The 22,021-nt window shown below is 58.5% G+C and carries 20 protein-coding genes; 5 read left to right on the forward strand and 15 right to left on the reverse strand.

The annotated features are described in order from the left end of the window. The first annotated feature begins 164 nt into the window (after positions 1 to 164). Positions 165 to 1,376, forward strand: coding sequence for a hypothetical protein (locus ABOK31_RS30705; protein ID WP_349961381.1), 1,212 nt, complete (start codon positions 165 to 167; stop codon positions 1,374 to 1,376). A 260-nt stretch (positions 1,377 to 1,636) separates the two neighbouring features. After that, complete coding sequence (locus tag ABOK31_RS30710) at positions 1,637 to 2,587, forward strand: transglutaminase-like cysteine peptidase (RefSeq protein ID WP_174172753.1); 951 nt, start codon at positions 1,637 to 1,639, stop codon at positions 2,585 to 2,587. A 74-nt stretch (positions 2,588 to 2,661) separates the two neighbouring features. On the opposite strand, the gene ABOK31_RS30715 is transcribed toward ABOK31_RS30710, so the two are convergent. From ABOK31_RS30715 to ABOK31_RS30735, 5 genes are all read right to left on the reverse strand, one after another. Then, positions 2,662 to 3,282, reverse strand: coding sequence for a ribbon-helix-helix domain-containing protein (locus ABOK31_RS30715; protein WP_349961384.1), 621 nt, complete (start codon positions 3,280 to 3,282; stop codon positions 2,662 to 2,664). 41 nt (positions 3,283 to 3,323) lie between these two features. Further along, positions 3,324 to 4,625 (reverse strand): HlyD family type I secretion periplasmic adaptor subunit, encoded by a 1,302-nt coding sequence (locus ABOK31_RS30720; RefSeq protein WP_174172755.1) that lies wholly within the window; start codon positions 4,623 to 4,625, stop codon positions 3,324 to 3,326. Further along, complete coding sequence (locus ABOK31_RS30725) at positions 4,625 to 6,778, reverse strand: type I secretion system permease/ATPase (protein WP_174172756.1); 2,154 nt, start codon at positions 6,776 to 6,778, stop codon at positions 4,625 to 4,627. The genes ABOK31_RS30720 and ABOK31_RS30725 overlap by 1 nt, the downstream gene beginning before the upstream one ends. A gap of 29 nt (positions 6,779 to 6,807) precedes the next feature. Then, positions 6,808 to 8,163 carry a TolC family outer membrane protein gene (locus ABOK31_RS30730; protein WP_349961386.1) on the reverse strand — a complete coding sequence of 452 codons (1,356 nt, stop codon included), beginning with the start codon at positions 8,161 to 8,163 and terminating at the stop codon, positions 6,808 to 6,810. Positions 8,164 to 8,564: 401 nt separating this feature from the next. Continuing rightward, positions 8,565 to 8,978: a hypothetical protein gene (locus ABOK31_RS30735; RefSeq protein WP_349961387.1), complete on the reverse strand. Its 414-nt coding sequence runs from the start codon at positions 8,976 to 8,978 to the stop codon at positions 8,565 to 8,567. Between the two features lie 933 nt (positions 8,979 to 9,911). Between ABOK31_RS30735 and ABOK31_RS30740 the strand changes: the two genes are divergently transcribed. From ABOK31_RS30740 to ABOK31_RS30750, 3 genes are all read left to right on the forward strand, one after another. After that, complete coding sequence (locus ABOK31_RS30740; RefSeq protein WP_349961389.1) at positions 9,912 to 10,763, forward strand: DUF6502 family protein; 852 nt, start codon at positions 9,912 to 9,914, stop codon at positions 10,761 to 10,763. Then, a complete protein-coding gene (locus tag ABOK31_RS30745; RefSeq protein ID WP_349961391.1) occupies positions 10,760 to 11,785 on the forward strand; it encodes a DUF5666 domain-containing protein in 1,026 nt (341 codons plus the stop codon). Before ABOK31_RS30740 ends, ABOK31_RS30745 begins: the two co-directional genes overlap by 4 nt. A 172-nt stretch (positions 11,786 to 11,957) precedes the next feature. Then, positions 11,958 to 12,473 (forward strand): DUF6118 family protein, encoded by a 516-nt coding sequence (locus tag ABOK31_RS30750; RefSeq protein WP_349961392.1) that lies wholly within the window; start codon positions 11,958 to 11,960, stop codon positions 12,471 to 12,473. Positions 12,474 to 12,858: 385 nt separating this feature from the next. Here the strand turns inward: ABOK31_RS30750 and ABOK31_RS30755 are convergent, their stop codons facing one another. The 10 genes from ABOK31_RS30755 to ABOK31_RS30800 all read right to left on the reverse strand — a co-directional run bounded on the left by ABOK31_RS30755 (position 12,859) and on the right by ABOK31_RS30800 (position 22,008). Further along, complete coding sequence (locus ABOK31_RS30755; RefSeq protein ID WP_174172763.1) at positions 12,859 to 13,938, reverse strand: ABC transporter ATP-binding protein; 1,080 nt, start codon at positions 13,936 to 13,938, stop codon at positions 12,859 to 12,861. Then, a complete protein-coding gene (locus ABOK31_RS30760; RefSeq protein ID WP_174172764.1) occupies positions 13,935 to 14,735 on the reverse strand; it encodes an ABC transporter permease in 801 nt (266 codons plus the stop codon). Before ABOK31_RS30760 ends, ABOK31_RS30755 begins: the two co-directional genes overlap by 4 nt. Position 14,736: 1 nt before the next feature. Beyond that, a complete protein-coding gene (locus tag ABOK31_RS30765) occupies positions 14,737 to 15,609 on the reverse strand; it encodes an ABC transporter permease (protein ID WP_174172765.1) in 873 nt (290 codons plus the stop codon). Between the two features lie 111 nt (positions 15,610 to 15,720). Continuing rightward, entirely contained in the window at positions 15,721 to 16,731 is a 1,011-nt protein-coding gene (locus ABOK31_RS30770) for an ABC transporter substrate-binding protein (protein WP_174172766.1), read from the reverse strand. 55 nt (positions 16,732 to 16,786) lie between these two features. After that, positions 16,787 to 17,101, reverse strand: coding sequence for an NIPSNAP family protein (locus tag ABOK31_RS30775; RefSeq protein ID WP_349961395.1), 315 nt, complete (start codon positions 17,099 to 17,101; stop codon positions 16,787 to 16,789). Positions 17,102 to 17,106: 5 nt separating this feature from the next. After that, positions 17,107 to 18,570, reverse strand: coding sequence for an aldehyde dehydrogenase (locus tag ABOK31_RS30780; protein ID WP_349961398.1), 1,464 nt, complete (start codon positions 18,568 to 18,570; stop codon positions 17,107 to 17,109). Positions 18,571 to 18,575: 5 nt separating this feature from the next. After that, positions 18,576 to 19,616, reverse strand: coding sequence for an LLM class flavin-dependent oxidoreductase (locus tag ABOK31_RS30785; protein ID WP_349961401.1), 1,041 nt, complete (start codon positions 19,614 to 19,616; stop codon positions 18,576 to 18,578). Then, the gene (locus tag ABOK31_RS30790) at positions 19,613 to 20,548 is read right to left on the reverse strand and encodes a flavin reductase family protein (RefSeq protein WP_349961403.1); all 936 of its coding nucleotides are present in this window, start codon (positions 20,546 to 20,548) and stop codon (positions 19,613 to 19,615) included. Before ABOK31_RS30790 ends, ABOK31_RS30785 begins: the two co-directional genes overlap by 4 nt. Beyond that, a complete protein-coding gene (locus tag ABOK31_RS30795) occupies positions 20,545 to 21,372 on the reverse strand; it encodes an alpha/beta hydrolase (protein WP_349962828.1) in 828 nt (275 codons plus the stop codon). Before ABOK31_RS30795 ends, ABOK31_RS30790 begins: the two co-directional genes overlap by 4 nt. Positions 21,373 to 21,405: 33 nt before the next feature. After that, positions 21,406 to 22,008 (reverse strand): amino acid synthesis family protein, encoded by a 603-nt coding sequence (locus ABOK31_RS30800; protein ID WP_174172772.1) that lies wholly within the window; start codon positions 22,006 to 22,008, stop codon positions 21,406 to 21,408. Between the last annotated feature and the right edge of the window lie 13 nt (positions 22,009 to 22,021).

Below are 22,021 nucleotides of genomic sequence, written 5' to 3' on the forward strand. Positions count from 1 at the left end.
GCCGATATAGCCGGTTATGCAGCATCGCAGAATTATTTTACCGATGGTTAACTCAACCAAAGAACAAGTCGTTAAGTATACCGCTTGACTTTACGTCAGCCGCGGTGTGCAAATGCGGCCCGATAGGCTGTTGCAGTCTGCCATAGAGAATCGGGGGAGTAGTTGTGCCGTTTGCGATCAGCCTTTCGTTGGACCTTTTGACCGAGCGGCTGTCGCGCAGACTGCATCGGCGACCAGCACGCGGTGCGGCCCTCATCCTCTGTGCCGGCCTTGCCGGCTGTCAGATGGACGGTGTCGGACTGGAGAACAACAGCAAGAAGGACGACATAAAAATGCCGTCCACGGCCATCGAAGAGACCTATGGTGGCGACAGCGGCACGGAAATTACGCTGCTGCTGCGCAAGGGCGCGGCCGGCCTCTACGAAGGTCCCGCTCGCGACATACGCGACGGGGCGGTGCTTGGCGTCGGCGAACTCGGCAACAATCAAGTTCGGCTGCGCGTCAAAGATGTCGGTCCGGGTCTTGCTGGCGTTGCCGCACAGGTTACGGCGGCCAAAGGCCGAAATGCCGCTTTGATCGTCAGCTATTTGCCGCCGGCCGAGACTGCGTCCATTGCTGCCATTCCTCCCGCCCAGCGCCCGCCGTTGCTTAATCTTGCGAGCGCGACTACCACGACGGGCGGAGACGTCTTCAACCTCGCCTCGGGCGAAATCGACAGCGCGATCGAGGGCGTCAAGGCGGCAGGTCCCGGGGGTCATAAGAAGGTGTCGGCGCTGGTGCCTGCAGATTTTTCTCAATCCGATACAACAAGATTGGGCAGCGCCATCTGGAACAGCGGCAACACGTTCATGGGCCTTGGCCGTTACGGCGCAAGCGATCAGGCCGCGGATATCCTGACCAAGAACCGGCCGCTGATCCAGTCAGCCGAAATCGTGGTCATTCTCGGAAACACATCGGAAATCGGCATGGCAGCAAGTGCCGTGCGCAGTGCCACCATTCCCGGTCAGGCGCTGGTCGGCACCAACAACTGGCCGCAAGCGGTGTATGCGACGCCCGCCGTGGCTGGCGCATTTGTCGCGACGGACGATACGCAGAGCGGCGGGCTCATTGCCGAGCGTTATCAGCGCCATTTCAATCACCCGCTGACGACCTCCGGCTCCTATGGCTACGACGCCATGGCGATCGCCTCCGGCCTTGTCCGCTCCCAGGGACCGCAGGCCGTCACCGCCGCCAACCTGACGAACAAGGTTGGCTTCCGCGGCACGACCGGGCTTTTCCGCTTCACCGCCTCCGGCATGGTGGAGCGCAAGATGGTGATCAATACGATCGACGGCGGCAAACTGAAGGTTTCCACACAGCCCTCACAGTCGTTCTGAAGCCGGGCAATCTCATAGAGCGCATCGCGCGTCGTTGCGGCGCGTTATCGCCATCACGATACTGCCGTTTCACTGACCGGCCTTGGGGGTGGATCACTTTGGCGCCCTTCGCTGCATCATCCTTAATACTTTCTCACTGGGCCCTGTAGAATTTTATACTTATTTGATCGCTTAATTTATACTTAATTTAGCTACGTTTCCGAACGTCATATTCAGAAGTATCGCGCACTATTCTCTCAAACAGGGGAAATAGTGCGCCAATGGAACGCAAGAACAAAAAAAATATACTTGCAGCGCTTGCTGCAGCTTCCTTCGCTCTCGGTCTATCGTCACCGACCGCTAGCATGGCGGCGACCGGCGATACCGTCCGTCCCGTCGTCAAGCTGCTTCAGGACCCGCTGGTGGACACGGCCTTCGACCTCTTTGCGCCCACCATCAGAAACGCCGCAAAGGCGATCAGCGGCGTCGACCTCGCTACGCTGAACCAGAGCCTTGCCGTTGCGCCAGGCGGCCTTCCGCATAATGACCTCACCGCATCCGAGCCGGTACGTCCCGCAAAGCCAAGCAACGTTCCTCTGGGCGACTCGGTGTTCGGAACCGTCGCCATTCCCTTCAAACATCTTGCCGCGCTTAACAATTTCGCCGGCCCGCTCGCCGAAATCCGGTCGGGTAAATCGCTCGATTGCGGTGCAGGTGGATGCAACGCTGCCGAAACCGCCATAGCCGCGGCTGAAACAAAGATTGCCGGCGCCTCGATCCGCGACAAGATCAACAACATCAATTACACGGTCAACCATGCCATCCGCTACGCCAGCGACATGGAAACCTATCACGTGGCGGATTACTGGGCGAAGCCGAGCGAGGCTCTGTCGCACCAGCAGGGCGACTGCGAGGACTATGCCATATTGAAGATGGCAGCACTCTACAATGCGGGCGTCGATCTCGACCACATGGCGCTAGTCGTCCTCTTCGACCAGCAGCGGCATTTCTACCACGCCGTCCTGTCGGTCTCCGTCAACGGCAACAACCTCATTCTCGACAACATGCGCGATGAGGTTTTGTCCGACAAGCGCATTGCAGAATATCTGCCCCTCTATTCGATCGTCGCTGGCCGCGGCTATCTGCATGGTTCGCGCGATCCCCGTGCGCAAGCGGTTGCCGCCGCAATGCCGCTCGCCAAGGTGGTTCCCGGCGAAGGCGAGGTTCACTAACCGAACCCGCCGCCCAGGCTTACACCGAGACTTACCGGGGCCGAGTGTCACGTATAACGAAAGCGATGGCGCTCTCAGTAGACGGAAAGATAACCGATCAGCATCAACGCCTCGTGGGTCGGCGCCAACGCCAGATTGATCTGGCCCGTCAGCGATTGCGGGCCGAAGCCGATCTTGAAGCCAGTGTTCAGCGTCTTGCCGCGATTGACCGATAGGACGGAGAGTACCTCCTGAATCTGGGTGTCAATCGACAGGCGTAACGTACGCGCCGTCTGCTGGACATCATCGATCAGCGGCAGGCGATGGCGCAGCATCTTCAGGAAAGCATCGTTGAAGAGCTTGATCCCGCGCTCTTGCGTCAACACCACTGCAGGTGTCGGCGACGCCTGAAGGACGGCGTTGAGATTGGTCAGCGACGCGACATCCTCGACAGCATCAAGGCGGCTCAGCGCCCATTTGAAGCTCAGCACGCGCAGCAGGGATGTGAGATTGCCGGTTTCCGGCATTTCAGCCGCCGTATTGGAGACCAGGTCACCGATGCTGATGCCGCCGGCTTCCGACATCCGCCCGAGACCATCCCAATAAATACGCTCCAGACGAATGCCACGACGCTCGCCGCCGCCGGTTACGGCGCGGAAACGCGGCTCCAGCTCATCACCATCGACCGATGGCAAGGCTTCCTCCCGGACTATCATGGCAGCTTCGTCTTTCCCGGCTCCTTTGCGCATGACCGCCCTCACCGTTCCGTCAGCGCTTCGGAGCGCGCCTTGTTGATCGGCTTCATCAGATAGGTCAGGATGGTCTTGCGACCGGTCATGATCTCGGCCGAAGCCACCATGCCGGGGATGATCGGATAGTGCTTGCCGTCGCGCTCCAGCGCGGATTTGTCGGTCTTGATGCGTACGAGGTAATAGGTCTCGTTCTTGTCCTTTTCGACAAGGCTGTCGGCGGAGACGTTGACGACCTTACCGTCCAGAGCACCGAAGATCGAGAAATCATAGGCCGAGATCTTGATGACCGCCGGCTGGTCGATGCGCACGAAAGCAACGTCGCGCGGCGAAATCTTCGCCTCGATCAACAGAGTATCCGCTGTCGGAACGACACCGGCGATGACCTTGCCGGCGTCGACATAGGCGCCGATCGTGTTGACCTCCAGCGTATTGACGATGCCGTCGACCGGGGACCGGATATCCGTATGCTTGACCCGATCGGATGCCCCGCGGATCGTCTCGTCGACGACGGAAAGTTCAGACAGTGCCTGTCCCTTGTCGGTCAGGGCCTGCTGGCGCAGCTGCAGCCCAAGGTCGGTAGCCTGTAATGTTGCCTCCTTGACGGCCGCCTGCAGGCGATCGAGGCTTTCGACATAGACTTTAAGCTGTCCTTGCAGGTCGACAAGGTCTCGCTGAACTTTCAAGACTTCTGTTTGAGCAACGAGCTTTTTCTCACCGAGCGGCCTCAGCAGATCATATTGCTTCTGGGCGCCGGCGATATTCTGCGTCAAACGGTCTATGTTGGCGTGGGCTTCGTCCAGCTCGTTCTGATGTTGCTTCAGGCGCTGATCGAGAACATCGAGTTTGTTCTTATAGGAAGCGCGATCCGCCTCGAAGAGCTTTTCCTCGTTGTCGCAGACGTCTTTTGCGGTAGCAAGTATATCGGTCGGGCATACGAACTGTGCGTCGAAAGCACCCGCCTCCTCCAGAGCCAGACGCTCTACTTTGGCACCGAGCGCGCGGGCCTTGGCAACGGATTCGCCGAGTGTCGATGCCGTCGTTGTGTTGTCGAGCTGGACGAGAATATCGCCCTTGTGGACGACCTGTCCGAGATTGACATTGATCTGCTGGACGATACCGGGCTCGGACGATTGTACGATCTGCGTCTTCGATACCGGTATCACCTTCCCCTCGCCGCGCGCGATCTCATCGATATCGGCGAAGGCCGCCCAGGCGATGAAAGCAACGATCATCAAGGCACAGAGGCCAAGGATCAGCCGGGCGAAGAGTGGGGGATTGTCGTGGATATTGCGGTGAGAGGCACTCATCATTGCACCGCCTTGCGCTGCATCGCCTCGATGACCGCATTTTTCGGCCCATCGGCGATGATGCGGCCCTTGTCGATGACGATCAGCCGGTCGACCAACTCCAACATGCTGTGGCGATGGGTTGCCACCAGCAGCGTCGTTTGCGGGCCGAATGCGTGGGTCAGCCTGCTGATGAGATGACGCTCGCTCGCCAGATCCATCGCCCCCGACGGTTCGTCGAGGAAGACGATCTTCGGCCGGGTCAGGAGCAGGCGGGCAATTGTCAATGCCTGCTTTTGGCCGTTCGAGAGGTTCGCACCGCGCTCGCCGACCGGCATGTCGAAACCGCGTGGGTGAAGGGCAACGAACTCTTCGACGCCGGTCATGCGCGAGACGGCCAGCAATTCCTCGTCGCTGGCGTCAGCCCGGCCGAGCAGCAGATTTTCCTTCACTGTGCCGGAGAACAGGTCGGACGATTGGCCGGCGACAGCCACGGCGGCGCGTACCTCAGCCACGTGATACTGGCGTATATCGACGCCATCGATCAGGACGCGGCCGCTGGCCGGCTGAAACAGCCCGTCGAGAAGCCGACCGAGCGTCGTCTTGCCTGAACCGATGCGGCCGATGATCCCGATCTTTTCGCCAGGCGCAACCGTGAAGGACAGCTGATTGATGACCGCCTGGTCAGAGCCCGGATATTGGAAGGAAACGTTCTGGAAGCTGAATCCGCCGTTGCTGATCTGCCGGTTGACGAAGCCGACGGTCGACGGGCGATCATCAGGCTGCTCCATGATCTTGTCGAGAATGCGCAGCGACATGGTGGCCTGTCGGAAGCGCGCCAACGTCATGGCGATCTGTCCGAAGGGCGCACCCGCACGGCTCGCCAGCATGACGGTTGCGACAATCGCGCCCATGGCGATTTTTCCGTCGGCAAATTCGTACGTACCCGCAACGACGATGAGCACGCTAACCATCTGCTGCAAGAACATCGTCATGTTCATGGCGTTCGACGAGATATGCTTGATGTCCTCGCTGGTGCGGCTCGAATATTTCGTCAGCTCCTGCCAGCGGCGCAGCATCGTTGCCTCGGCACGCAGGCTCTTCAATGTCTCGATCGTCGAAATGGTCTCGACGAGCAGCGACTGGCGGCGCGATGCCTCATTCGTCGCGGTCGCCATGCGCTTGCCGATCTGGGCCTGGGCCACGAGGCCGATCGTCACTGAAAGAACGAAAGCGACGGCCGGAATGATCACGAGCCAGCCGGCGATCAAATAGATGACGATCAGGAAGATCACGACAAAGAGGCTGTCGATCAGCACGCCGATCGTATTCGACGTGAAGAATTCGCGCACGAATTCATATTGCGTCACGCGGTTGGCATATTCTCCGGTCGACATCGGGCGGGAGGCCAGCGTCGAATTGAGGATCTTGTCGAAGATCAGCTGCGACAGCCGCAGGTCCGCCTTGCGACCCGCATAGTCGATCAGCGATGCGCGCGCTGTCTTCAGCAGAAAATCGAAGAGATAGGCCAGCGAGATGCCGGCGGTCAGCACCCAGAGCGTGGGGAACGCCTTGTTCGGCAGGACCCGATCGTAGACGTTCATGGTGAAAAGCGGCGACGCCAACGCGATGACGTTGATGAACAGCGCCGCCAGCATGACGCGGGCGTAGGTGCGCCAATAGGGCACCAGCGCCGTTGCCAGCCAGTGCCGCTTCTCGATCTCCATCGCATGGCCGACGCGCGCTTCTTCCGAAGAGTTCTGATAATAGAGCGTGAAGGCAAATGCCGATTGCGGATTGAGCGCGGCGAGCTCCTCCCGCGTCAAACGGGTTGCCGTGCCCGCGACCGGTACAATATCGGTGACGTAAGAACCGCTTTCGGTCATTTCGAGCAATGGCAGAACGCCGCCATCAGCAAAGGTGACGATGGCGGGACAGTCGAAATTGCCGAGCCGGCAATCACGTTCCGTATGCTTCAGGACTTGCAGACCGACGCGTTCCGAAAGCCGTTCGACATCGTCCAGCTCCATGGCTTCCAGAATTTCGTCCGGAACGCCCGAAAACAGTACAGTATCCGAGTTCGGGCGACCGTAAAACGCAGCGACCGATTTGAATGCCGACTTGAAAGTCTGCAGCGATACGCTCGCAGACACGTCAGGTGCTACGTTCAACATGAAGTACTATCCAATTCGGATCGTAACGATTAACGAATCGGCTCGAGCAGATCGATCGGCAGGCCGGGCTTCTGATGCGAGTCGTATTTGGTATATCCGGGATCGGCCGTATTCGACGAAACAGCGAACTGATCACGGGCATAAGGCGTCGCCTGATCGACCGGCTTCAGCTTCATCGTCGCCAACAAGCTGCCCGATGCCGCAAGGATCTTGTATTCGGCAAAGAGCGATGCGACTTCCGCCGTCTTGGCCAAAACCTCGGTGTTGAAGCGGGTGTTCTGGGCATCCAATAGATCCAGCAACGAGCGCTGACCGACCTTGAATTGCTCGCGATAGGACGTCACGAGCTGAGCATTTGTCTTTTCCTGACCATCCAGGATGCGAGCCAGCTGGCCCTGGTTGGTGCGTTCGCTCCAGGCCGAGCGGACAGACTCGTCGACTTCACGGTAGGTCTGGCTCAGCGCGAAACGCTGTTCGGCCGCACGACGAACCATCTCCTGCTGATGGGCCGTATCGATGCCGCCGTGATAGAGGTTCCACTTGGCGACAACACCCACCTGGACGTCGCTTGTATTACCCTTGTTACCGTCGACATCGTCACCAATGCGGGCGCTGCCGACGAGGTCGAGTCGTGGCAGGAATGCAGACTTGGAACCGCGGACGTCGGCGTCTGCGGCATTGACATCAGCCTTGGCCGATGAGATCTGCGGATTGTTCTTTTGCGCGATGAAGACCGCGTCATCGAGCGTCTTCGGCAGGTAGCGGGACACTGAGGCGGGGCGATTGGCATTGCTGATCGGCTCGCCGACGACCTGAAGGAAACGGATCTTCGTCGCGTCGAGTTCCTTCTTTGCTTCTTGAAAGCGAGCATTGGCCGCCTGCAGGCGTTCACGGCCCTGAAGACGATCGGCATCGGTGAGGGCACCGCCCTTGATGCTATCCTCGATGTTGCCAACCATCTGCTTATGGAAGGCAACATTCTTTTCCGCAGCCGCGACGATCTCCATCTGCAGCTGATATTCAAGATAATCCTGAGTTACTTCGAGCGCCAAAGCTTCCGAGCGCTGTTGGACGCGAAAGGATGCACCGTCGACACGGGCCGCCTGCTTGTCCTTCTGCGCCTTGCGATCGCCGCCGTCAAATAACGTCTGTGTAATAGTTAAGCTTACATCAGCGGGATTCAGGTAATCATTGGTACGCGACAAGGCTCCGGATGTAACATCCGACAGTCTACGGCGACCGTAGCCGGACTCGAGGTCGACCGAGGGCAAGTAAAGCCCCCGCGCCTGGCGCAATTGAAACTCGGTTGCTTCCCGATCCTGTGCAGCCTGCATGATCTGGGGGTTGGTTTTCATTGTCTTTTCAATCGCCTGCTGCAATGTCATAGCGCCAGCAGAACCGCTTGATAAAGAACTTATGGCTATCGAAATCCCGATTGCCGCCTTCAATCGCATCTTATAAGCCAAAACTACGTCCCTTCCCCAAACTATACTTTATAGACACACTTTATAAATCTTATTCACCTACAGACGTAGACGAAATCACGTCTATTTGTAAAATAGATTCACATTTAATCTCCTGAAACAGTTAATATCGGAGATCGCAAGCCTTTACGGCAGAAATCTATTGACTATTTTTGGACTATTCACAGTGACGATATCCATGTTGCATGATAGCAACAATTATAATATTCAACCAAACAGAGAATTTACATGATGTAAGCTACCAATACGCGCTAGAAGGCAACTTAAAACACCAAGAAAAACTTAGAAATATTAGAAAGAACTCATCGGCACACAAATTCGCCCGGATGCATGGGGGCACTGAACCGCAATCCGCCAACCATCGGGGACTGAGCAGGCCAAATCCTTTCTTGGATGTAGCCGTCCTGGCCAATGATCTGTAAATCGGGCTTATTGTATCGGCTGCCGACGCAGGTCGCGTCCTTTCCAAGGGAGACAACGGCGCCGTCGAAGCAAGGATCAGCAGCGAACGATGTCTGCGTGTCGCCGTTGTTCGATCCGCTGGCGAATGTCGGAGCACCATCACTCTCAGGACGTTCTGACCATTGTCCTTGTCGCTTCGGGCCTGTCGCATGACGCACAACGCACTCCATCGCACTATTCTGCGGCTCGCGCGCAACGGCAGTCCATCCGCAGAGGGTCAGTGCAGGTTGATCGACAGAGTAAATGGCAGCCATGTTACAAATTCCTTCGACACTGAAAGATGGGGCGGACCGAATCGCCCTGCTGGCTTTCACCGTCGTAATCCGTCAATTGCCGAGACGCTAAGACCATCCACGTCAACTGTCGCCGTCCATTTTTGATCAAACTAAGATTTTTGGATCTATCGCCTTGGAAGAACTTCAAAGCGCGGGCGGCTTGCGAGTATTAGCCGACAACAAACCGCGTACCGTCGTGCAGGCGCGGTCGAGGATCATCAACTCCGACGCCCGCATCCCGCCCTATCTCGGTACCAAATCCACTGCATTTTGCTCTCGAGGCGATCGGAACCAACGACCCCGCCGTTAGAGAAGCCAAGCGTTTCAAGTTCTTGAGCAGTGGAGTGCTCACCGAAAAGGTGCTCTCCAGTTTCAAGGCCCACCGCCCCGCAGTTCGTGCCAGAGGTCTTCCATGTAACTCGGCTACCGCATTCTCGGGAACCAAAGCCTCCTAGACGATCGACCACGTCTCCTGCGTCGTTCAGTTCCGTCACCCCCTCTTCAGGACTTGCAGTCCATTCCGCGTTAGCGTTCGCCTATTCGATAACGAACACTGATTCCGGCGGCAGCACTGATCCGCCAGACGGCCATAGCCTCTCGCCTATGGCCCTTCGGGGAAGCTTGCGCACTTCGCATATCACACCAGCCTCTTGACATGTGGGATTTTTTCCCATTTATTAATTGAGCAAGGTTTCGAAACAATTTGATGCAAAAGCCGCCTTAACCACGTCGCGCTTAGCATTGATGGCGGGGTAATGATTAAGATTGATGGCGATTAGATATTGGATCGACGGCATGCTCACCAACGGCCCTCATCAACGGCCAAAATTTGCAGCATCCGCTCTCCATTAGCGATCAACACTCGGCCGCATACATCGCGGTGACGCGAAGCAACTAAATTTGGCACCAGTTATGACGCAACAACGATCACGGCCTGTCATTTCCGACGCCGCATTGCAGCGTATGTTGGGAAAGGTTCTAAAACCGTTTGTCCGCTTGTCTCTTGCGAGCGGATTGACATTCCCGACGTTCACAACGGTCCTTAAACGTTTGTACGTCGACGTCGCGGAAAAAGAATACGGGTTGCCGGATAAAAAACAAACTGACAGCAGGATCTCATTGATAACCGGTATCCATCGTAAGGATGTCAGTAAGCTGCGGGTTGGTGACATGCCTTTACCTGCACCCCCACCGCCGGTGTCGCGTACAAGTCGTATTATCGCCAGGTGGCTAGCCGACGCTCGTTACCTGGACGAAAATGGGACCCCGCGGGCATTGCCAAGGATAGCGGAAGACGGCGCTGCCTCCTTCGAGACACTTGTCGAAGATGTAACGCGAGATTTGCGTCCTCGCGCTGTTCTCGATGAATGGCTGAACCGCGGAATCGCAACATTGGATACTCATGACCGCGTCCATCTTGGAGCGGCAGCTATAGTTCCAGATTCCGGTGATAGCGCCAAAGAGCATTTTTTCGCCCGTAACATGCATGATCATGCTTCCGCAGCCGTTTTAAACATGCTGTCGGCGGATCCAGCGTTTTTCGAACGCGCGGTACATTACGATGGTATTTCACCGGAACTTGCGAAAAAGCTGAACGATATAAGCAGGGTGGAATCGATGAATCTGCTTGTTCGCTTAAATCGCCTCGCGAATGAAGAGGTCAAGGCTGATAAGGGAGGTCAAGCTCGCTGGATCACCGGTGCCTACATTTTCACTGAAGCCAAAAGCGATGCGGACCTTAACGATGTTGAGGATGATCAATGACATCCATTCGCCTATATCGCCGGCACTTCTTGAAGCTTGCCTCTGTTTCGCCTGTCATTTTGGCTTCTCTTGCAAATGCGCAGGATTTGTCGCCGCCGATTGACCATGGAATTGGCGGCACAGGCAACTCCTTGAAGAGTGGCGACGATCATGGCATCGGCGGAACCGGTGTTTTCGGGACGATAGAACGCTTTGGAAGCATTTATGTAAACGGTCATCGTATCACCTATTCAGCGGATGTACCCGTCTATGTTGATGGCATCCGGGCGAACACACGCACGATGCGCTTGGGTCAAGTCGTAAGAGTAGCACTTGCTGGTTCGCTCACAAATCCGGCTGCTAGCGCCATCTACATTACAAGTGAGGTGACAGGCCGCGTTGAAAGCATCGATACGGATGGCCTTGTTGTGCTTTCGCAACGTATCGAATTGGCGCCGCAAACTTCATTGCCGAAATTGAAGCCCGGCATGATCGTGTCCGTTCACGGGATTCGCAAGCCGGACGGCGTTATCGTTGCAAGTCTGGTCGAGCGTCGCTCCCGTCGAACTCATTCATTGCTTCGAGGTGTGGCGACAAACGCGTCCGGTCGACTGAAAATTGGTGATCTTACGTTGGATCTCCCTTCCGACCACCTTGTAGGGCGGCGCGTTGTGGTTGATTTGGCTGATCGATCTGGGGACTTGCGCCTCCTTCGTGTCAGGGAAGAGGAGTTAATCCCGGGGCTTAACAACGGCAACATAAGTGTTGAGACTTACGCAGAAAATGACGGCCACGCCGTCAACCTTGGCATCGGCATTACATTGAGCGGGGCTAAGGCCGCGCATCTTGCGTCTCGGTCTCATGTTTATCTGGATCTCGCAATCAGCGGAGGTGATTTCGTTTCGTCTCCGCGCCAAGCGGAGCATTTGGGACCAAATCCACTTCAATCCAAACCACAAAATGAGGGACCTGCCCCTCAAGACGGGCCTGGGCACGGCGCTGGGCCAGAGAGATCAGACGGACCGGGGGGGCAACCAAGATAGTGCGGCTTGTTTTGAAGCAGACCGCCTACATGCCAAGCATGACCTTGTGCCGCGTAAAATAGCCAACGCAATCCATGTCATCAACAATGTGATGCCGGTTGAGCCATCCATGTTGTGTGAGAATGCACATTGAATCCGCCCATGAGGCACAATGACTTAGGAAGATAAGAGTATGGAAGCTCCGCATAGAATGGACGCTGATAGCCAAGGCGAACCAGTTGATGTGATGACAAGATTGCAACTTGCTTGTGCCGAACTCAGCCAGGCGGTCGTTCTGGTAAGCGAGCAGCAAGGCACAAATTCGCTAGGCATGCTGAAAAGACCGTTTCTGTACAGCGACGGTTATGCTCTGTTCGACCCTGCCTCGGTCGAGGAATTAGTTCGCAATCTCAGAGCCTGCTCTGAGGACCATGCAAGGGTGATTGCAAATATTGGGGATTGGATCTGCGACGGTGCCGTTCGATCGATTAGTCAACGTGTCAGCGCACTCGATGGTCTCGTCGCAACAATGAAGGCCCACGTTGAAAGCGCCCGCGAACGCCGGTGGCAAAATTTCTGCCTCCTCGCCGTTGGAGCCGCGGGATTTGTTATCGGGCTAACAGTCGCGATTGGCCTTCTATACCTCGTTGCACCGGGCCACGATTTTAGACTCCTTGCTAGCCTCGTCGGCTCGACGCTGAGGTTTTGACCAAGTTAAGGAACGTTGTTGGAAAATTGCGCCGGTGACTGACGACCCTGCCATTCCGCAATCGGCGCATGCGCAAGGGTTTCCGACGTAGTCATGATTTGCCCAAAAGCCATTATAGTATGGCAATCACTTACCGGGCGAAGGCGGGTTATAATGTTTCGCAAGACTATTACAACCGGTGACGTCCACGATGTTTTCGCATCTTTTTTCGAAGAGCGGCTGGGTCGGACGGCGCGGCCCTTTCGGTGGGCGCGACCATGGCGGCTCTCGTGTAGGCGCATGGTTTCATATTGCTTCTGATGGCCGTTATGATTGCCGTTATGATTGCTATCCTCACACCCGTTGCCTTCATCGCGCTTCGAGGAGCACCCGCCTCCGGCCAGCGCTAGCAGAAGACATGGGCTGCATCCGGATCGAACTCCAGATGCACATTATCGCCACGGCTCAAGCCCGAGATGGCTTCGTGGCCGAAGGGCAGCCGCACGGACAGGGTTTCGCCGGCAGCGATCCGCGTCGTCACATGCACATTGTTGCCGAGGAAGGTGATGTCGTTGACCGTCGCGCTGAGACCATTGCCGACACCCGCCTTGCGCCCGAGCCGGATGCGCTCGGGCCGCAGCATCAATGCCGCTTTGCTCCCCGAGGCCGGCCGGCCGTGAACCGGAATGCTGTTAAAGACAGTCTTGTCGCCGAGCGAGATCGTCGCCTGCCCGTTATCCGAGGACAGCAAGTGACAGGAGATGAAATCGCTGTCGCCGATGAATTCTGCCACGAAACGGGTGCGGGGATTGGCGTAGAGTTCCGGGCCTGTGCCGATCTGATCGATCACACCCTTGGAAAAGACAGCAATACGATCGGACAACCGCAGCGCCTCCTCCTGATCGTGGGTCACGTAGAGGATCGTCACTTCTGTCTGCTGATGGATTCTTTTGATCTCGTGCTGGATCTCCTCGCGCAGCTTCTTGTCGAGAGCCGACAGCGGCTCGTCCATGAGAAGCACGGGCGGATCGTAGGCGAGCGCCCTTGCGAGAGCCACGCGCTGCTGCTGGCCGCCCGACATCTGTGCGGGCTTGCGATCCTCGAAGCCTTCGAGCCGAACGAGGCGCAGCATTTCCTTGACCCGGCTATCGACCTCTGCCTTGGACTTGCGGCGGACCTTCAGCGGAAAGGCGATATTCTCTCCGACGGTCAAATGCGGAAACAGCGTGTAGCGCTGAAACACCATGCCGATATTGCGCTTGTGCGATGGCGTCGACAGCAGCGTCTCGCCGTTCAGCAGAATATCGCCCTTGGTCGGGTTCTCGAAGCCGGCAAGGATATAGAGTGTCGTGCTCTTGCCCGATCCGGAAGGGCCAAGAAAGGTCAGGAACTCGCCGCGCTGGACCTCGAGATTGACGTCGTGGACTGCGACGACGGGGCCATATTCCTTGCGGATGCCTTTGATCTTCAGGAAGGATTCGCTCATGATTTCAGAACCTTGCGTACGATTGCGGCCAGCGTCATTAATGTGACCGTCAACAGAATGAGAAGCGTGGAGGCAGCGGCGACGACAGGGGTCAAATCCTGCCTGAGCGTTGCCCAGACCTTGACCGGCAGGGTCTGCAATGTCGGGCTTGCCATGAAGATCGCCACGACCACCTCGTCCCAGGATGTCAGGAACGAGAAGACGGCGGCCGAGAACAATCCGTGGCTGATGGCAGGCAGCGTCACCCTGATCTTCGCCTCGAGTGGAGAGGCGCCGCAAAGCACGGCCGCATCCTCGATCGACTTGTCGAAGCCTTCAAGCGCGCCGGAGATCGACAGGATGGAAAAGGGCAGCGCCAGAACAAGATGGGACACCACGAAGCCGATCAAAGTGCCCCCAAGGCCAATTCGCAGGAAGAAGGCATAAAGCGCCACGGCGAAGACGACGACGGGCAAGATCATCGGTGTGAGGAACAGCGCCTTCAGCGCATCGCGAAACAGGAATTTTCCGCGCACGAGGCCGAAGGAAGTCACCAGGCCGAGCAGCACCGAAAGCACGGTGACGATCGCGGCGATCTTGAAGCTGGTCCAGGCGGAAGCCAGCCATTGCGGATCGGAAAGCAGCTCCGCGTACCAGCGCCAGGTCCAGCCCGGCGGCGGAAAGATCAGCCATTGCGACGAGCCGAACGACAAGGCCGCAATGAACAGGATCGGCATCAAGAGGAAAGCCGCCGTCAGGACGGTGATGGCAAGCAGCACATATTTCCACCAGCCGAGACGATCGAAATTCAGCAGCATCTCAGCGTCCTCCTGTACTTTGAACGCCGAAGAATCTCAGCTGGACGGCATAGAGCGTCAACGTGACGACGAGCAGGACGAAGGCGGCTGCGCCACCCATGCCCCAATTGACCAGGGATTGCACGAACTGCGCGATGAGTTCGGCGAGCATCATGTTCGCCGTGCCGCCAAGCAGCGATGGCGTGACGTAGTAACCGAGCGACATGACGAAGACCATCAATGCGCCCGCCATCATGCCCGGAGCGGCAAGGGGTAGCAGAACGCGGGTCAGGCATTGCAATCGGCTCGCGCCGCACAGCGCTGCTGCCTGCAGCACGGCCGGATCGATCTTCCTGATGACGCCGTAGAGCGGCAGGATGATGAACGGCAGCATGATATAGGTCATGCCGATCGTGACACCGGTGAGGTTGTTGACGAGGGCAAGCGGCTTGTCGATCAATCCGGCGCCGATCAGCATCTTGTTGATCAATCCCGTGCGCTGCAGAAGCACCATCCAGGCATAGGTGCGGGCGAGCAGGTTCGTCCACATCGAGAGAAGCAGGATCGCAAAGATCACCGAAGCCCATCGTGACGGCATGATCGCCAGCGTCCAGGCGACGGGAAAGCCGATCAAAAGCGATATGATGGTGACGAGGCCTGACACGATGAAGGTGTTGGCAAAAATCTTGATATAGGTCGCGGAGCCCAACAGCTCTGCATAGTTGCCAAGGCCGAATGTCGGCTCCAGCACGCTGCGAAGGAGCAGCGCGATGACGGGAAATATGAAGAAGATCGCCACGAAGGCGAAAGCCGGCGCCACCTGCGCAAACCCCGTGGGCTTTGCCGCCTTGCGCGCCGGTGCGGCCTCGTCCGCAATATCCATATATGTCGACATGGCAATTCCTTCCCACCAGGGGCCTGATGACAACAATGGCTGCCGATAGGCCCGGATCTCGCATTGCCCCGCCGCGGATCTTATCCGCGGCGGCCTAGTTGTCCTAAGAGCTTACTTCGCCTGCCAGGCGTACCATCTCTTGCCGATCTCATCGCGGTTTGCGGCCCAGTAGCTCATATCGGCGTTGACCTGGCTTGCCGTCTGCTGGTCCGGCAGGGTCTTGGCCGTTTCGGGGTCCATCAGTTTCGCCGAGCCGAGATTGATCGGCGCATATCCGGTCGCCTTCGCCAGATCGGCCTGCGGCTGTGCCGAGGTCGCAAGCGCGATGAACTTCATCGCCGTTTCCAGGTTCGGCGCACCCTTGGGGATGACCAGAGAATCCGCCGCGGTGATGTTCTGGCTCCAGGACGTCTCCGTCTTGACGCCGCTATTGGCAAGCGCGGTCATGCGACCGTTCCAGAGACTGCCGAAGGGTGCTTCGGCCGACGCCAGAAGCTGCTGCGACTGCGCGCCGCTCGACCACCAGACGATATCCGACTTGATCGTATCGAGCTTCTTGAAGGCGCGGTCGAGATCGAGCGGATAGAGCTTGTCGGCGGGAACGCCGTCGGCGAGCAGCGCCGCTTCGATCACGCCAGGGGCGGACCATTTGTAGAAGGTGCGCTTGCCAGGGAATTTCTTCGTGTCGAAGAGATCCGCCCAGGTCTTCGGGCAGGCGCTGACGGCATCGGCATTGCATCCGATGACGAAGGAATAATAGAAGCTTCCGACCGAGTAGTCGCTGACGAAGCGGGGATCAAGCTTGGACTTGTCGATAACGGAAAAGTCGAGCTTTTCGAGCAGACCGGCCTTGCCGGCCTGCGCGGCGTAATCGCCCTCGACGTCGACGACGTCCCAGCTGACCTGGCCGGCTTCGACCATCGCTTTAAGCTTGCCGTAATCCGTCGGACCGTCCTGCATGACGCCGATACCGGTCTTTTCGGTAAACTGGTTGGCCCAGGCGACCTTCTGCGCATCCTGCGTCGTTCCTCCCCAGCTCGTGAAGACCATGGTATCGGCCTTGGCGGGCATGGATGCGGCCATCATTGCGGCAAAGGCCGCGAGTGCAATTCTTGCTTTCATGTTCCCTTGTCCTTGTTTTTCAGTCTTTGGAGGCATGCCTTATGCGGCCACCCGTTCACCCCAATGGGGAGAAACCGGCGGGCTTCATAATCTTGTTTTCCGCTTGTTCGATCAGGTCGCGGATCTTCGGCAGGAAAGCCTGCCACTCGAGGTCCGCCGCCAGCCGTCCGCGCCGCGCTTCGCGGTCGTCGAGGCTCACATAGGCCCAGATGTGCACGATCTCGTTGATCACCCCGATTTCCGAATGGAAGTAGCCGACGAGATTGCCGAGATGCGCCTTCTGGATCGCAATTCCCTCTTCTTCCACGACCTTCAGATATTGCGGGATCGTACCGTTCTTCAGCCTATAGGTGCGGATCTCGTAAAACATCGGTCTCACCTCATGACGAAGGGATCGGGGATCGGCTCGTCCGACGTCCGCAACCAGATGGTCTTGGTCCGGGTATAGTCGAGCGCCGCCGCAAGCCCGCCTTCCCTGCCGTGGCCGGAAAATCCGAAGCCGCCGAAGGGGGCGATCGGCGATACCGCGCGATAGGTGTTGACCCAGACGACGCCGGCGCGGATGCCCTTCATCAGGCGATGGGCGCGCGTAAGGTTCTGGGTGAAGACACCGGATGCCAGTCCGTAGCGGGTGTCGTTTGCCAATCTCAGCGCTTCAGCTTCCGTCTCGAAGGAGACAACCGACAGAACCGGCCCGAAGAACTCCTCGGCCAGGGACGGCGAAGCGACACCGTCGCAATCGAGAATCGTCGGCTGGAAGTAATAGCCGGCGCCATCGGGCCTTTGCCCGCCGGTTATGAGCCGCGCACCGCTTTGAATGGACTTCTCGACGAGAGCCGCGACATGATCCTGCTGCCGCTTCGTAGCGAGCGGTCCGACCTCGGTTGTCATGTCGAGCGGCGAGCCGATGCGGATCGCCTCGGCCTTGCGCGCGAGGATCGACAGGAAGGTGTCCTTGACGCTGGCCTCGACGATCAGCCGCGAGCCGGCCACGCAGCTTTGGCCGGTCGCTGCGAAAATGCCGGCAACCTGCGCATTGGCAGCACTTTCAAGGTCCGCATCGGCAAAAACGATGAAGGGTGATTTGCCCCCCAGTTCGAGCGACGTCGAGGCAAGGTTCTCTGCCGAATTGCGCACGACATGACGCGCCGTCTCCGGCCCGCCGGTAAAGGCGATATGCGCGACCTTCGGATGCCGTCCGAGGGTCGCGCCGCAGGATGGGCCGAACCCGGTGATGATGTTGACGACGCCAGCTGGAAAACCGGCTTCATGAACCAGGCGCGCGAATTCCAGAAGCGGCGCCGGCCCGTCTTCCGAAGCCTTGACAACCATGGTGCAGCCGGCGGCCAATGCCGGGCCGATCTTGACGGCCGACAAGAAGAGCTGGCTGTTCCAGGGCACCACCATGGCGACGACGCCGACCGGCTCCCGGCGCAGCCAGACATCCATGTCCGGCTTGTCGATCGGCAGATAGGAGCCTTCGATCTTGTCGGCAATGCCGGCATAGTAGCGATAATAGTCGGCGACATAGGCAATCTGCGCAGAAGTCTCGCGAATGATCTTGCCGGTGTCGCGCGTTTCCAGTTCGGCGAGCTTTTGCGCATTGGCCGCAACCAGGTCGGCGAGCCTGTAGAGAAGCTTGCCGCGCTGCGTCGCCGTCAGTTTCGCCCAGGGGCTGTCGTAAAGCGCCTTTTCGGCGGCATTGACGGCGCGGTCGACATCGGCCTCGCGTGCTTCCGGCATCTCGGCCCAGACGTCGCCGGTCGCCGGATCGATGCTCTGGAAGCGGCCTTCCCCGTCCAGAAACTCACCGTCGATGTAATATTGGAAGCGCTGCATGACGTTCACTCCGCAAATGCCGGCATGACCTCGGCGATGAAGCGTTCGAGCGAGGCCTTCTTGCGCTCGAAGGACATGCCTGTGTCGATCCAGAAGGAATATTCGTCGTAGCCCATCGCTTCATATGTCTTTAGCCGGGCAATCACCGTCGAGGCGTCGCCGACGACATTGTTGCTGCGCATGACCGCATCCGACAGCATGGCGTTGGCGCGAATATCTTCTTCGGGAATGCGCTCGATCAGGCCCTGATGGACCGGCTTCTCGTTCTTGAACCAGGCGAAGAAGTAATTGTAGTAGACGCTGAGCTCGTGGGCGGCCCGCGCGATGTCGTCCTCGGACGAGCCGACATAGGTATGCCGCAGGAGCATGATCTTCGGCCGCTCGATATGCGTGTTCTTGGCGCAGGCATCGTTGAAACGTCCCATCAGCGCCTCAACCTCGTCATCGCCCTGCCAAAGCGGCGTCACCTGGACATTGCAGCCATTGGCAACGGCAAATTCATGCGAATTCGGGTCGCGCGCCGCAACCCAGATCGGCGGGTTCGGCTCTTGCAGCGGCTTCGGCGCCGAAGTCGTCGACGGAAATTTGAAGAACTCGCCATCATGGGCGTAGTCACCTTGCCAAATGCCTTTGACGGCGGGAATGAGCTCGCGCATGCGCTGGCCGGCACCCCAGGCGTCGAGACCCGGCAGCAACCGTTCATATTCGAAGGAATAGGCGCCGCGGGCAATACCGATATCGAGGCGGCCGTCGCAGATGATGTCGGCCATGGCGGCTTCACCGGCAAGCTTGATCGGATGCCAGAACGGCGCGATCACCGTTCCCGTTCCGAGTCTCGCTCTTGACGTCCGCCGGGCCAGATCGGCGATGGTCACGAACGGGTTGGGCGCGATGGTGAAGTCCATCCCGTGATGCTCGCCCGTCCAGATCGCGTGCATGCCGCCCCTGTCGGCGATCTCGCACAGCGCGACGAACTCGTCATAAAGGCTCTTATGCGTCTGGCTCGCGTCGAGACGCTCCATGTGAACGAAGAGAGAGAATTTCATGCTTGCACCGCCTTCCCGGAAACCGGCCGCACCATGCCGGAGGTCTCGTCACCAAAATAGACCCCGAAATTGCCGATCTGGCTTTCCATTGCGAAGCGGGCGACGATATCGGCCGTCGAGCTGGTCTTGAAGTGCGCCGCCTTCAAGGCATCGGGCTTCATGAACCTGCCCTCGCGCGGCTCGCCTTGCGAGGCGAAGGCGCGATAGACGATGTGATGCTTGCCATCGCTCTTGCCTTCATAGACCGAATAGAGAAAGCCGACCGTAACCGTGAGCCCGGTCAGCGCTTGCAGATACTGGCCGAGAATGTCGGCGGGACTTCCTTCGCTGCCCTCGCAATTCGGAAGGGCAAGAATGTCATCGCCAAGCAGCAGGATTTCGCCATCGCGCTCGACGACCGCGCCCAGCTCGATATTGCCTTCCGCGGCGGCGGAAACCGCCTTGCTCGCCAGGATCGGTGTGAAATAGCCGCCGCGGGCATAGCCGAGACCGTTGCGGCCGCTATTGTCGAACGAGACGATGCGCCCCATCAGGACAACATGGTCGCCGGCCTCGATCACCTGTTCCATGGCGCATTCGAACCAGGCGGCGACATCGGCAAGGATCGGACAGCCATCCGCGCCTGAATTCCATTCGACCGCGGCGAACCTGTCTTCGACCGGCCGCGCAAACGTGTTGGAGACGGCCTTCTGCGTCTCCGACAGCACATTGATGGCAAAATGTTTTGCGCTCGTCATGGCCTCGAAATTGCGCGAGGTCTTTGCCAGGCAGACAAGAAGAAGCGGCGGGTCAAGCGACACCGACGTGAACGAGTTTGCCGTAAAGCCAAGCGGCAGGCCCGCCTGATCTCGTGCGGTGACAACCGTGACGCCGGTCGGAAAGGCACCGAAGGCGTCGCGCAGTGCCCTTGGGTCGAAGTCTTGCGTCGTCATCTTGCGTCCTCCCCGCATGAAAGCCACTCGGCAAGCAGCTCATTGACGATGTCTGGTGCTGTCAGGTTCACCATATGGCGGTGGCCCTCGACAATGCGCACCCAGCCTTCGGGTGCCGCCGCCGCCATCTGTTCGGCCATCAGCGGCGTCGAATTCGGATCGCCCGACCCCGTCAGAAACAGCGCAGGCGCGCTGACATCAGGCCAGCGATCGGCATAGGTCTCATCGCCGCCGGCAAAAGCCGCATAGGCCGTGGCATAGCCTTGTGGATCGACAAGGCTCAGCCAGTTGCGGGTGAGCTCGCGCGCCACCGCGCTTTGAGCATCATCGCCAAACCAGCGCAGCAGCGGGCCTTCCTTGTCGACGCCGGCAAGCGGTATTGCCGCAGCACGAGCAAGCACGGCCGCCTTGGCCTCGGGGTCGCGGCGATAGACGCCGTTGAGATAGGCGATCCGCTTGATCCGTTCGCCAAAGGTGGCAGCGGCCCCTCCGGCGACAAGCGCACCCATCGAATGACCGGCAACGTTGACCTTGCCGAGTTCCATCTCATCAAGGAAACCACCGAACCAGGCGACGAAGGCTTGCAGCGGACTTCCCGCGGGCAATGCGACGCTTTCGCCATGCCCAGGCATGTCGACGGCGATGACGCGATGGCTTCCGGAAAATGCCTCGATCTGTGGCGTCCAGGCTTCCAACCGCATGCCGACACCATGGATCAGAACCAGTGGCTCGCCTTCGCCGACCTCATGATAGGCCGTGCCGCCTGCCGTGTGTTTGCGGAGCAAACCTTCCGTCTTCAGATGATCGGGCTTGCTCTGGTCCATGGTTTCCATCGCCGGCATCCAGACACCCGATCCTTACACGCCGGCCGGATTGGAGACGTCCTGTCCCAGATCCTTGAGGTCCTGGTAACGATCGCCGATGCGATGATGCGGCCGGCCGCCGACGGAGGCGCCGAGCGCCACAACGATCTCGTCGGCAGCGGGTGCATCGGGAACCGAGGTCTGGATCGTTAGATAATGCGAACGGCGGCCTTCGTCATTCTTGTCCATGAGCGGGATCATGATCGGCGCATTGGCGGGACCACGCGTGTTGCAGAAGGCGAGATAGGACTTGGCGCCGACGGCATGGCGATAGTGATTGCCGAACCGCAGGGTGTGGATCAGCGCGGACGCATGTTCGATCTCGCCATCCAGACCGACGACCGCCGATTTGCCATAGGCTTCGACCGCCTCACCCGATCCGACCGCGTCGATGATCATTTTGGTGAGCAATTCGCCGAGGATAGGCGCGGCAGCATGAATTTCGGGTTTCAGATCGGCGACGAAACCACGACCGGCCCAGGGGTTTTTGACGATCGCACATGCCGAGAAGAGCTTTAACGGCGTAGCTGCTGCCTTCCCTCCTTCAACAAGCGTCGTTTCGATCTGCAGGACAGTTTTTCGGATCTGAAGGCTCATGGCTCGCTCTCAT

It is taken from the genome of Rhizobium sp. ZPR4, assembly GCF_040215725.1.
Classification (GTDB): domain Bacteria; phylum Pseudomonadota; class Alphaproteobacteria; order Rhizobiales; family Rhizobiaceae; genus Rhizobium; species Rhizobium rhizogenes_D.